At 54.2% G+C, this 13049-nt stretch carries 8 protein-coding genes and 1 pseudogene; 1 reads left to right on the top strand and 8 read right to left on the bottom strand.

All coding sequences use genetic code 11. The annotated features are described in order from the left end of the window. Positions 1-524: pseudogene (locus tag OOJ59_RS25135) on the top strand (IS5-like element IS5 family transposase); the annotation flags it as partial. Positions 525-730: 206 nt separating this feature from the next. Here the strand turns inward: OOJ59_RS25135 and wbdC are convergent. The 8 genes from wbdC to OOJ59_RS25095 are packed head-to-tail and all read right to left on the bottom strand — an operon-like array spanning position 731 to position 12947. After that, positions 731-1852, bottom strand: coding sequence for an N-acetyl-alpha-D-glucosaminyl-diphospho-ditrans,octacis-undecaprenol 3-alpha-mannosyltransferase WbdC (gene wbdC / locus OOJ59_RS25130; RefSeq protein WP_048235111.1), 1122 nt, complete (start codon positions 1850-1852; stop codon positions 731-733). Between the two features lie 9 nt (positions 1853-1861). Then, positions 1862-3007, bottom strand: coding sequence for a glycosyltransferase family 4 protein (locus tag OOJ59_RS25125; RefSeq protein ID WP_000691216.1), 1146 nt, complete (start codon positions 3005-3007; stop codon positions 1862-1864). A gap of 46 nt (positions 3008-3053) precedes the next feature. Beyond that, complete coding sequence (gene wbdA / locus OOJ59_RS25120; RefSeq protein ID WP_040079933.1) at positions 3054-5576, bottom strand: polymannosyl GlcNAc-diphospho-ditrans,octacis-undecaprenol 2,3-alpha-mannosylpolymerase WbdA; 2523 nt, start codon at positions 5574-5576, stop codon at positions 3054-3056. A gap of 10 nt (positions 5577-5586) precedes the next feature. Next, on the bottom strand, positions 5587-8019 hold the full coding sequence (locus OOJ59_RS25115) for a class I SAM-dependent methyltransferase (protein WP_228728116.1): 2433 nt from the start codon (positions 8017-8019) through the stop codon (positions 5587-5589). A gap of 19 nt (positions 8020-8038) precedes the next feature. Then, positions 8039-9334, bottom strand: coding sequence for an O9 family O-antigen export ABC transporter ATP-binding subunit (gene wzt / locus OOJ59_RS25110; RefSeq protein ID WP_040079935.1), 1296 nt, complete (start codon positions 9332-9334; stop codon positions 8039-8041). Positions 9335-9336: 2 nt separating this feature from the next. Then, the gene (wzm, locus tag OOJ59_RS25105) at positions 9337-10122 is read right to left on the bottom strand and encodes an O9 family O-antigen export ABC transporter permease subunit (RefSeq protein ID WP_040079937.1); all 786 of its coding nucleotides are present in this window, start codon (positions 10120-10122) and stop codon (positions 9337-9339) included. Between the two features lie 5 nt (positions 10123-10127). Then, entirely contained in the window at positions 10128-11510 is a 1383-nt protein-coding gene (rfbK, locus tag OOJ59_RS25100; RefSeq protein ID WP_040079938.1) for an O9 family phosphomannomutase RfbK, read from the bottom strand. 21 nt (positions 11511-11531) lie between these two features. Next, on the bottom strand, positions 11532-12947 hold the full coding sequence (locus OOJ59_RS25095; protein WP_004180506.1) for a mannose-1-phosphate guanylyltransferase/mannose-6-phosphate isomerase: 1416 nt from the start codon (positions 12945-12947) through the stop codon (positions 11532-11534). Positions 12948-13049: the final 102 nt, after the last annotated feature.

Here is a 13049-nt window from a genome sequence, read left to right as displayed (position 1 = left end):
CCAAGAACAAAGAGCAGCAACGCGATCCGGAGATGCATCAGACCAAGAAAGGCAATCAGTGGCACTTTGGCATGAAGGCCCACATTGGTGTCGATGCCAAGAGTGGCCTGACCCACAGCCTGGTCACCACCGCGGCCAACGAGCATGACCTCAATCAGCTGGGTAATCTGCTGCATGGAGAGGAGCAATTTGTCTCAGCCGATGCCGGCTACCAAGGGGCGCCACAGCGCGAGGAGCTGGCCGAGGTGGATGTGGACTGGCTGATCGCCGAGCGCCCCGGCAAGGTAAGAACCTTGAAACAGCATCCACGCAAGAACAAAACGGCCATCAACATCGAATACATGAAAGCCAGCATCCGGGCCAAGGTGGAGCACCCATTTCGCATCATCAAGCGACAGTTCGGCTTCGTGAAAGCCAGATACAAGGGGTTGCTGAAAAACGATAACCAACTGGCGATGTTATTCACGCTGGCCAACCTGTTTCGGGCGGACCAAATGATACGTCAGTGGGAGAGATCTCACTAAAAACTGGGGATAACGCCTTAAATGGCGAAGAAACGGTCTAAATAGGCTGATTCAAGGCATTTACGGGAGAAAAAATCGGCTCAAACATGAAGAAATGAAATGACTGAGTCAGCCGAGAAGAATTTCCCCGCTTATTCGCACCTTCCATTGGCCTTCGATGTTTTAAGGGGATTTATATCAACAGTGGCGTGCCCGACGATTTCGCCTCAAGAGCCTGGTTTCTCATGGAGTAACGACGTATAAAGATTAATGTACGCGTCAATCATATGGTCGGCGGTAAACATCTCTTCGAAGCGACTACGCGAGTTTTCGCCATAGCGGCTGGCGGTTTCATCGTTATGCCACAGCTCATTCATCGCCTCCACCAGCGCCTGGCTGTCATTTGGCGGGATCACGCAGCCATTCACTTTGTCCTGGTTAATGAACGAGGTCCCGGTGCCGATCTCGCAGGAGATCAATGGCCTGGCGAAGCGCGCGCCTTCCAGTAACGTAATGCCAAACGCCTCTGAGCGCAGATGCGAGGGGAAGACCACGCCCCGGCAGAGCTGGAAGAGAATGTATTTATCTTCGTCGTTGAGCATGCCGGTAAACACCACATTGCTCAGTCCGCGCTGCTGCGCCTCACGCCGTACTTCCGCCTCCAGCGGCCCGCCCCCGACGATCACCACCGGCAGCCGGCTACGCTCGGCGGCATCCAGCAGAATGTGCAGCCCTTTGTAGTAGCGGAAAGCGCCGACGAAGAGGAAGAAGTTATCGCCGACGGTTTCCCGCCAGTGCGCCACCCGCTGCGGATCGTGCTGCACGTCATGCTGCTCCAGACCAAAAGGGATCACCACCGTTTTATCCAGATATTTTTTCAGGGTCTGGCTGGAAGCCACGTAATTGGGCGACGAGGCAACAATGCAATCTACGCCGCTGAGAAATCGCTCCTGCAGCGGCTGGTACAGCTTCATTAACCGTTTTTGTTTCACTATATCAGAGTGATAGGTCACCACAGTCCTGGCGTCAGGCCGCGCCGAAAGATGCAGCATATCCATAAAGGGAAACGGAAAATGGTAGTTGATGATATCGTAGTCATCTTTAATCAGCTTAAAACGCTTTAACGCTTTCAGCGAAAACGGCGTGGAGGCAATTTCAAAAAGCTGTTTATTATAAATGACCCGATGATCTTCGTAAGCGACAGGGCCTGTATCTTTGTCCGGGCTAAAAGTGAAAACATCGGCTGCGATTCCCCGGCGGGCGCAGCCCTGACTTAGCTGATAAATGACCTGCTCAATACCGCCGTAGGTATCGGGATAGTAAGTCTTATAGACGTGTAGAACTCTCAACTGACACCCTTAGAGTAATTTATAGGCGTTAATGGTCTGGGTCGCACAGTTCTCCCACGAAAACTGTTTCGCCTGAGCAAGACCGCGCGCGGTGGCGATTTCCCGCCAGCTATCATCTTGCAGGCTCTGCAAAATTTGCGCGCTAATCGCGTCTATATCATTAGGATCGGCAACGAGGCCGGCATCGCCAACAACCTCAGGCAAAGAGGTGACATTGGAGCATACTACCGGCACACCGCAAGACATCGCTTCAAGAATAGGTAAACCGAATCCCTCGTAGAAGGAGGGATAAACAAAGACTCTGGCCGCTGCGTACAGATACGGCAGGTCTTCATCCGGAACATATCCGAGGTAACGGATCCAGCCTTCCCGAGTACCGCGCTCGACTAACTGCCACAGCACATCGTCTTCCCAGCCGCGATAGCCGCTAAGGATTAGCGGATAGCGCATGCGGATCTCCATCGGTAGCAGCTGATAGGCATGCAGCAGGCCTCGGATATTTTTACGTGGCTCCATAGTGCCGATATATAGCGCGTAGGCCTGCCACGCCAGCTGATATTTCTGCAGTACCGGCAGACACTCTGCCGGGCTGCGTGGGATATAGTCACTGCTGCAGGCTAGCTTGGTGGTTACGATCCGCTCCTCCGGATAGTTGAACAAGCGGATAATTTCACTGCGCGAGAAATCAGAAACGGTCAGGATCAGCTTTGCCGAATCCAGACTCTCATGCAGGGACTTCTCCATATAGCGAACCCGATCTTTTGGATGATATTCCGGGCAGGTAAAAATGGATATGTCATGAAACGTGGTCACGGCGCGTTCCAGTTTATGCGGCAGATAAAAATTGGGGCCATGGTAGATATAATCCTTATAGTCGCGCAATGCCCACGCCTGGCGCCGCGGATGCAGCAAGCGATAAGCCTCAATCAACAGCGTCTGTCGGCGTAGAAACGCCGACAGACGACCATGATTGCTGGCTTTGGTATCGCTTTTATTCTCCACCAAAGGGATCTGTTCGATAAACGACGCACCGTGAAATAGCTTTAATTCTTCAATTTCGCGGGCGACCGCCAGCCGCTTAACCAGCTCCAGGGAATACCGACCGATGCCCGTTAATGGGTATTTAATTGGCTCAGTAGCAAAAATAATTTTCATAACGAACTCATCACAAGGGCCACCGGGGTAGCCCTATTAATAGCGATTATTGCTTCGCGGCTGGCGCGATAATCGGCAGATTTTTCAGGAGAAGTTCCGCACTCTGCTTCCAAGTTAACCAGTTGATATTTTCGGAACGAGGATGAGCGTTTTGCTCATACAAGGCTAACCAGTCTTCGACGGCCTTAGCTATGTCGGCCGGCGCTTCCCCGGAGAAATACCACGCATGTTCCTGAGCAATCTCTTTAAACACCGGGATATCGCGGATAATCACCGGTAGCTTTTTCTGCGCTGCTTCAATCAATGGCAGGCCAAAGCCCTCCCCCTGCGAGGCAAAGATCAGCGCACGTGAACGCGCATATAGCTCGACCAAAAACTCGTCGCTGATATTTTGCAGCCAAAACAGCTTTTTGTTCAGCTGGGGATGATGGCGTAATTTTTCGCACAAACTGTCAACGTTCCAGCCCTGTTTACCGACAATAAACAAGTTGTAGTTTTTGCCCTCGCACCATAGTTCCTCAAAGGCGGCCAGCGTCTGGACATGACCTTTGCGCGGCTCCATGGTACCGACCATGATAAATGATGGCGCCGCGGCCATCGTGGCTAAAAGCGCCTGTGCATTATCCGGCATGCCGGTGGACGGTACGCTGGCATCAAGGTCGGCCCCCAGATGGAAGTTGCTGACAGTCAGCAGCGGATTCGGTTTCACCCAATGGCTGTTTTCCGCAATCCACGCTTTCACATCCTCGGCGACGCTGGCTGAGACGCAGATCAGTCGGTCGGCATGCTCTGCGAGGCAAGACAGCCAGATCGGGAATTCACGCTGAATACCTTCGATACTCCACTCCGGGCGGCGTAATGGCAGAATATCATGCACCACAAAGCAGGCGAATGCGCCTGCGGCGCGCATGCAATCAATTTGTGTCACCACCTCCGGGAAGAGATGCGCGGTCAGGTCGGTGGCGATCAGAATATCGTCTTTGCTGAACAGGACCGGCTCGTCGGCACCATATTCACCAGGGAAATTACTGGACAGATATTGGTTCGCGTAGCGATAACACTCGCCAGGGGTGTAGTAGACAGCGGAAACCTCGTAACCTGGTACTCCGGATTTCAGTAATTCGCTAAGAATACTGCGCGAAACGCGCTGGATCCCGGTCTTAGCGTCATGCTTAGCCAGAACCGAAATGTCCACCAACAGCTTGCGGGTATGCTGTTTATAACCATTGCGCGCAACAGCCCACGCCAGACCTAGACGGTCGACTTCGCTCAGCGCATCAATTTTCTGCATCGTCTGGATGCGCGAGGTAGTCACGCCTTCCGTCTGCCCGGCATCCACCTCTTTGGACGACTGAAGCAGGCGGGTGAAACCATCGATCGCCAGATGGGCGGTGTTGGCCCAGGAGAATTTGGCCGACTGAGTGAGAGCATGCGCCTTCAGCTCACGGTAAAACGCCTCATCGGTCAGCGCCTTCTCCATGACCCGGCGAATATCCTGCACGTCATGCGGATTGAACATGGCATCTTCCCAGCCAATGACTTCCGGCAAGCTGGTAATATTTGAACCCAGGGTCGCAGCCCCGCAGCGCATCGCTTCCAGCGGCGGCAGGCCGAAACCTTCATGCAGCGACGGGAACACAAACAGTTTGCATAGGTTGTACAGCGCAATTAGATCGTCGTCGGTCAGGAAGCCAGTAAAGATAAGCTGGCTGCGGGATAGGCCATAGCTTTCCGCTAGACGCAGAATACGCTCCAAATCCTCCGGATGCACCTTATACGCCAGCACCATCGGATAGCGCTGCTGCAATTCAGCAGGCAGCATGCTGTAAGCATGAATAAGCGCTTCGATGTTTTTCCGTGGCTCAATCATCGCCAGCGTTAGGATAAATTCATCCGGCAGTCTGTATTTGTCTTTTAAAGACTGAATATGCTCAGCGGAATAATCAATCACCGCAAAGTCTTCTCCCACCGCCGAGGAGATGTTCAGCACTCGATCGCTGGGGATGTCGGTATATTCGATCACTTCCTGGGCCGCCGATTGCGAAATAGCGAAAATCGCGTCCGCCCGCTCAAACTCCGCCAGCTTGTTCATATAAAACTCGCGGAAATTCGGGTCGCCGAGATAACGCTCTTTATTTAACAGCGGGATCAGATCGTGGCACACGCATACCGTCTTCCACGGCACGTCGTCCGCTGGGATAGACACGGTATAACTATCTCCATGACCTTCGAAGAAGCTAATAACATAGACAATATCAGGCGCGATATTGGCGATAGCGATATCGCGGGCCGCCTGGGCGGCTTTGCTGCGGCCGTGGTTATCGATATTGCAGTAGGCCGTTGGCGCGACGGCAGAGAAGATGAACATATCCTCATCCGTAAGCAGGTCCCGATAGGCCATTTTGACATCATTAATATTCTCAATGGAGTACATACCATTGATCAGAATACTGACGCGATGCTCACCAGCATTTTCAATAATTGCGCGGCTCATGGCCAGGGTACTGCGACCGATACCGCGGAATTTACTTTCCGACTGGTAACCCTGGACATCAATCAAAATGTGCAAGCTAATCTCCTTATTTATTTTTCGTTAGTTTGAGATAAATTTCATAAACCACGGGAGGTAAAAGCTCCGGATGCATCACTTGCAGCTCAGTCTGCGATAAAATTTGCGCATCAGCCTGATACTGGCTGTACGGCTGCGGATTCATACGACGATACAAACGGTAGGCCGACTGATATAGGCCTAGCTTATGTAACCCATTTACCGCAGTATGTTTTACCTTCGGATGTTTTCTCATAAACGAGAAAACAAACCGCAGGACACGCTTAATAAAATGTTTACAACGCTGCACGAAACCGTACTGTCTTAGCAAATGGATCTGCAATCCCAGATAACGATAACCCTTGGTCATTCTCCAGGAGCGGCTGCGATGGATTTTTTCAATTTCCTGGCGAAGCTGCTGGTTTTCGTTATTTAAATGGTGAATCTCCCGGTTAGCGGTTTCCAGTCGCTGGAGTAGCTCAGCGGTTTCCAGAGGCAGCTCGGGCTCAATTTCAGCCTGTGATTGCGCTTTTGCCGACCCCAGCAGCGCGGTCAGCTGCTCCATATTCTCAGTCAGCCAGCTCAGCTCATGGCTGATGGACACTGGCAGCACAGCCTTTTCCACTAACGCATCCTGTTCAGCCTGCAGCTGAACGATCTGCTGCTCAAGAGCATGGATTTCTCCACGCATAGCCTCCGAGCTGGCACTTTCATTACGCACTCGAGACTGGAGCTCCAGCAGCACCGTCTCCTGAGCGATAATCCACTGCTCCGTCGCCCCTCGCTGCTGTTCAGCCTGCAGCTGAACGATCTGCTGCTCAAGAGCATGGATTTCTCCACGCATAGCCTCCGAGCTGGCACTTTCATTACGCACTCGAGACTGGAGCTCCAGCAGCACCGTCTCCTGAGCGATAATCCACTGCTCCGTCGCCCCTCGCTGCTGTTCAGCCTGCAGCTGAACGATCTGCTGCTCAAGAGCATGGATTTCTCCACGCATAGCCTCCGAGCTGGCACTTTCATTACGCACTCGAGACTGGAGCTCCAGCAGCACCGTCTCCTGAGCGATAATCCACTGCTCCGTCGCCCCTCGCTGCTGTTCAGCCGACGGCAGTTTCTCTTTTTTGTCGAACAGCGCCAACAGAAGGGCAAAGTTCCAGCTGCCAACCGGCTCCTGCCAGACCGCATACAGCCAGTTTGACCACGGCTGAGGCAGGTTGAAAGGATGCACGGGCGCCGAGCGCCAGAAACCAGTCCAGTTTTTGTTTTCAGCAAACAGTTCATTCACAAACACGAAGAACGACTGGACAAGGTTTGCCGGCCAGCTGCAGTCCTGTGGCGTGGTGACGATAGAACCAAAGTCGATTAAGCGGGCATGCTGCCGTGCATCGACCATCACGTTCCACGGGCGCACATCGTCATGCCATAACCCTTGCTTCTCCAGCACCGCTAAGGAACGGAGCAAGGTGCCAATGATTTTTTCACGATCGATCTCTTCCCCGGCCACCAGCATATCGCTCAGCAAGCTACCCGGGAGTTTTTCCATCACCAGCCAACCAGACTGGGCATTTTCGCCGTGGGCTAGTAATGCCGGCGTGTCAAAGCCCGTAGGGGGTTGTGCCAGAAAACACATTTCATTATGCAGTTCGTTTTTATTACGCTGACTCTCTTCCGCCATCAGGGTGTTGTGGGGCATGTCGTAATAGAAAAATTTACACACATAATCTTCGCCAAAGAAGTAGCGACGGCTGCGCTTATGCGCCAGGCCGGCCCCGGCATAGGGCTGATTTTGCCAGTGCTGAAACGGCTGATTAAAATCGTTGAGCAGCACCCGATGGTTGCTGACCAGGTACATCGGACGCGGCACTTGTGATAAATGAGTATCAAACTCACCAATTAGTCTATAAAACGCGCACTGCTCAATCAGTTCACGCGGATCGTCCGGCTGAGAAACGCCCCAGTAGAGCGGCTCTTCTTTTACCGCCAGCTCGAGGATCACCGCCTGGGTGACATCGGCCAAGCGCGAGAGCAGACGTTTTACTTCATCGATACCATGAAGATGAACAATATGGTGAAACACGCTTAAGCCAATGGCCAGATCAAACTCGCCCTCCTCCAGCGCATCGATCACCTCTTCAATTCTGCCTACCCGGAAATCAGCGGCAAAGCCGGGGTTTTCTTCAGCCAGCGCTCGGCACACGTTAATATTTTCCTGCTGGAAATCAATACCGACGATAGTCGCGCCTTTGCTTGCCAGACTCAGGCTGAAAAAACCCTGAGCGCAGCCTAGATCGAGAACTTTAAGCTGGCGGCCCAGCACACGGGATAAGTTGTCGTACTGTTCGGTAATTAAATCGAGACGTTGATTACAATCGCGAGCAGCGTCGCCATCCCACTCGGGATGGCCAAAAATTGTTTGATAAATCTCAGGTAATTCGCTAACCAGCGTTTTTAAGTTTTTAGTCATGGAATTGTTTTTCTCAACGTCATTGGTAGCTAGTAAAGGACGACTTAAGATCGATGATACCCCAGAAATCCATGCTCTTGGCCACATGTAAAATAATGGAGTCGTAACGTCTGTCCAGCGGCGTCATATCCGTCTGCGGGTTGCCAGCAGAGATACCAAACGACAGCAAGTAATCGCCACTGTTTAAATCCACCGGAAGGCTAAATTTAAAGACCCGAACATCGCCACGGGAAACCGAGATATTCTCCCGCCCTTCAGAAGCGAGGAAGGAGTTAGTTCCGTAGAGGAATAGACCATCGAGAGTCTTAATCAGAATGCCCGGCACCACGCAATCAAAGTCATAATCAAACACGACTTTCATCAGGAAATCGGTATACTGATTGCCCGTCAGCGATGGAGGAAAATCTATACCGGCGCTTTGGATGTGATAATCAATGATTTTCGCCCCTCCCTGCCCCCAACGATATTCTTCCGGACGATAGCCTGGCCGCGTATGGTACACATCCTCAATCTCATCGAGCGACATCTGGCTTTCGCCGCTGGCTGACAAGGTTGCCGTTTCGCTTTTGGGCGTGCTGTTTTTGTCGGTTTTGCCAAACAGTTCATCCAGATAACGGTTAGTCACATCGCGGGCGGTGCCGTCCATGCAGATATCACCATTTTTGAGGAAAATGGCGCGGTCGCAGTGTTTGACTATATCACCGGCGCTATGGGAGACCAGCAGCAGCGTGGTGCCCTGCTTTTTAAAATCCGCAATTCGAGCGTAGCACTTCGCCTGAAAACGGGAGTCACCGACTGAGAGCGCCTCATCGACGATCAGAATATCCGGGCGGGAAGCCGTGGCCACGGCAAACGCCAGGCGCATTTGCATCCCGCTGGAGTAGATGCGTACGGGCTCTTCAATGTAGTCACCGATATCCGCAAAGGCTTCGATCTCCGGCATTAAGCGCTCAATCTCTTCCCGGCTCAGGCCCATCATCAGCCCGGACATATACACGTTCTGCCGACCGGTAAAGTCAGGATGGAATCCCATGCCCAGCTCCAGCAGCGCAGCGACACGCCCCTGGATCTCAATGCTGCCTTTGGTCGGCTGAGTGGTGCCAGTCAGCAGCTTCAGTAACGTACTTTTACCTGCGCCGTTCACCCCAACAATGCCGACCGCTTCACCGGGTTCAATACTGAAATTGATATCTTTCAATACCCATTTCTTGCTGTGCCGCGGCTTATCGCCCGGCAGAAGTTTCTCAATGACCCGGTTCCATTTTGATGGATAATATTTATACGCCTTGCCGACGTGCTGAACTTTGATACTCATGATTAAATCTCGTCCACAATATCAGCGGCATGTTTTTTAAATAAACGCCAGGCAAATAAAAACAGAATGACGGACAGCACCGTGACCGGAAACAGCGCCAGCCAGTTAGGGCTCTGGTGATAGAGCATCACGTTCTGGTATGAACCGATAATGGTCGCCATCGGGTTATACGCCAGCAGACCAGAGACCCACTCCGGCAGCGTTTTGGACACGTAGACAATGGGCGTAAACCAGAACCAAAACTGCAGCAGGATATTCACGAACTGCCCGACGTCGCGGACAAAAACGTTCAGCACCCCGAGGATGATCCCGAGGCCGAGGGTGAACAGCATCTGAACGATCAGCACCGGAATGATTTCAAAGAAAATCATGCCCGGGAAATTGCCCGTAACGATCAGAAACAGCACGAACAGACCAAAAATGATCAGGAAGTTAATGAACGCCGAAGCAGTGACGATGATTGGTAAACAGATCCGCGGAAAGCTAAGCTTTTTAAGAATGTTGGCGTTGGTCAGAAAAACGTTGACCAGACTATTGAGCGTTTCCGTAAACAGCCCCCAGGTTAACACCCCGGAACAGAGGTAGATACTGTAGGCAAAAGGGCCGTCCATGCCCGCCAGGCGGGCACGCATTAACTCAGAAAAGATTAATGTATATACGGAAATCATGGCGATCGGCTGTAAGATCAGCCATGCCGCGCCTAAGAAGCTAGTCTGGTAACGTGACTGAAAGTCCCGTTTGACGCTGTCAATAATAAAGCCACGGTAGCGATAGATCGCTGAAAACATAGGACTCAAAGCGATTCCTCTTTTAACAGGTTGAGCAGCTCGGCGGTTTTCTCATTCATTAACGCAGTATCCGCTCTGGACTCAACGTTCAGACGCACCACCGGCTCCGTGTTGGACGTGCGCAGGTTAAAGCGCCACTCAGGGTATTCAATACTGATACCGTCCGTTGTGTCGATGTGTGCGGCCGCGGGCTCATACTGCGCCCGGATGCGCGCTATCGCCTCCGCCGCATTTCCCAGCTTGCGGTTGATCTCTCCCGACGCCGGGAACGCCACCTGGCGGTCCGCCACCAGCGATTTCAGCGAACTGTTCTTCAGGCACAGCAGCTCCGCCACCAGCAGCCACGGGATCATCCCGCTGTCGCAGTAGGCGAAGTCGCGGAAGTAATGGTGCGCGCTCATCTCCCCGCCGTAGATGGCGTCTTCCTGGCGCATCCGCTCCTTGATGAACGCATGCCCCGTCTTCGACATCACCGGCTGGCCGCCGCTGCGGGTCACGATGTCCACCGTGTTCCATGTCAGACGCGGGTCGTGAATGATTTTCGCCCCCGGCTGTTTCTGCAGGAACGCCTCCGCCAGCAGGCCGACAATGTAGTACCCCTCGATAAACGACGCCTCGTCATCGAACAGGAAGCAGCGGTCGAAGTCGCCGTCAAAGGCGATACCCATGTCCGCCTGATGCGCACGCACCGCGTCGGCGGTGTCCTGGCGGCACTCCGGCAGCAGCGGGTTCGGGATACCGTTCGGGAAATGGCCGTCCGGCTGGTGATGCACCTTGATAAAGGTCACCGGCGCCCCGGCCGCCGCGAAGCGTTTCTCCACTTCATCAATCACGTGCCCCGCCGCCCCGTTGCCGGAGTTCACCACCAGCTTCAGCGGACGGGTGAAGTTCGCCAGGTCCACGTACCCCATCAGGTGGTCGACGTACTCCTTCAGCACCGATATCTGGCGCAGGGTCCCGCGACGCGCCGGGTCCACCGGCGGGAACTGGTTCTCCTCCGCCAGGCGCTGGATATCCCGCAGGCCGGTGTCGCCGCTAATGGGCTTCGCGTTCTCGCGCACCAGCTTCATGCCGTTGTAGTTCATCGGGTTATGGCTCGCCGTCACCTCGATGCCGCCGTCCACCCCGAGGTGGAAAGTGGCGAAGTAAATCTCTTCCGTGCCGCTCAGGCCGATATCCAGCACGTCGGTGCCGGCGTCCATCAGCCCGCGGGCCAGCGCCAGCTTCAGCGACTCGCTGGTGAGGCGCACATCGCCCCCCACCACTATCTTCCCGGGTTTCAGAAATTCGCCATAGGCGCGGCCGATACGGTAGGCGATGTCCTCGTTCAGCTCCTCGCCCAGTTCACCACGGATGTCATAAGCCTTAAAGCATGTTAACTGTGTCATTCTGCGTTTTGTCCCGAAAAATTAGCAACGACCATACTGGTCTTTAATACGAATAATGTCGTCCTCGCCGAGGTACGACCCCGACTGGATCTCCAGCACTTCCAGCGGAATGCGGCCCGGGTTTTCCAGGCTGTGCTCGGCGCCAATCGGAATAAAGGTGGACTGGTTCTCGGTCAGCAGGAACTGCTTGCCGTTGACCGTCACCTGGCCGGTGCCGGCGAGAATGACCCAGTGCTCGGCACGGTGGTGGTGCATCTGCATCGAGAAGGCGCCGCCCGGTTTCACGGTGATGCGGTTGACGTTGAAGCGCGGGGTCTGGACCACCACGTCGCAACGGCCCCAGGGACGGTAAATCTCGCGATGGCGCTTGTACTCGCTGCGCTGGTTCTGCTTGAGGAACTCGACCGCCTTCTTCACGTCCTGGGAACGCTCGCGATTCATCACCAGCACGGCGTCCTTGGTGCTGACAATCACCAGGTTCTCCACGCCGATGGCCGCCACCAGCTTCTCGTCGCTGTTGATATAGCAGTTTTCGCTGTTGTGCACCCACGCGTCGCCGCTGAGGACGTTACCCTGCTCATCTTTCGGGCTGACCTCCCACAGGGCGGACCAGGAGCCGACGTCGCTCCAGTCGGCATCGAGACCGACCACCACCGCGTCGGCGGTTTTCTCCATCACCGCGTAGTCCACGGACTCGTCCGGGCACTCGCAGAAAATGTCATGCGGAATGCTGATGAAGTCGCTGCCGTTGTCGGCGGCATTGACCGCGGCCTGGCAGGCTTCGAGGATATCCGGGCGGAATTTGGCCAGCTCGGAGAGGTATTTTTTGGCGCGGAACATAAACATGCCGCTGTTCCAGTAGTACTCCCCGGAGGCGAGGTAGGCCTCGGCGCGCTCGCGGTCCGGCTTCTCCACGAAACGGGCCACCTGGTACGGGGTGTGGGCGCTGTCGGTGAGGGCCACGCCACGCTGGATGTAGCCGTAGCCGGTTTCCGGGGCGTTCGGCACGATACCGAAGGTGACCAGATGGCCTTCATCGGCATACTGCTCGGCGACGCGGATGGCGTCGTGGAAGACCGGCTGGTTATTGATGATATGGTCGGCGGCGAGGACCAGCATCAGCGGGTCGTCGCCGTGGCGGGTAGCCTGGAGGGCCGCGAGAGCAATGGCCGGGGCGGTGTTGCGCCCAACCGGCTCAAGAATAATGTTGTTCGACAGCTTGTTGAGCTGGCGCAGCTGTTCGGCCACCAGGAAGCGGTGCTCTTCGTTACAGATGACCATCGGTTCATGGATTTCAAGGCCCGAGAGTCGGGTGATGGTTTCCTGCAGCATGGAGTTCTGCCCGAACAGGCGGAGGAACTGTTTCGGATAAAGCTCGCGAGACATCGGCCAGAGACGACTGCCGGTACCGCCAGCCATAATTACAGGAAGTAACATAATGAAATCCTTAAATAAATAATTGCTTTATTTTACTATCAATCAATCGACCGTCTGGGTGGAACGGCCTTTTTCAGGCACGCTACCGCCATTGGCTGTCGC

Origin of the sequence: Citrobacter sp. W9 (genome assembly GCF_026719375.1) — a bacterium.
Lineage (GTDB): Bacteria > Pseudomonadota > Gammaproteobacteria > Enterobacterales > Enterobacteriaceae > Citrobacter > Citrobacter werkmanii.
The sequence above is the reverse complement of the archived record's forward strand: the minus strand, read 5'-3'. Positions and strand labels throughout refer to the sequence as shown.

Coding starts and splice junctions, on each gene's coding strand:
- OOJ59_RS25125 (WP_000691216.1), bottom strand. CDS start 3,007: ATGAAAATTATTTTTGCTACTGAGCCAATTAAATACCCATTAACGGGC.
- OOJ59_RS25115 (WP_228728116.1), bottom strand. CDS start 8,019: ATGACTAAAAACTTAAAAACGCTGGTTAGCGAATTACCTGAGATTTAT.
- wzt (WP_040079935.1), bottom strand. CDS start 9,334: ATGAGTATCAAAGTTCAGCACGTCGGCAAGGCGTATAAATATTATCCA.
- wzm (WP_040079937.1), bottom strand. CDS start 10,122: ATGTTTTCAGCGATCTATCGCTACCGTGGCTTTATTATTGACAGCGTC.
- rfbK (WP_040079938.1), bottom strand. CDS start 11,510: ATGACACAGTTAACATGCTTTAAGGCTTATGACATCCGTGGTGAACTG.
- OOJ59_RS25095 (WP_004180506.1), bottom strand. CDS start 12,947: ATGTTACTTCCTGTAATTATGGCTGGCGGTACCGGCAGTCGTCTCTGG.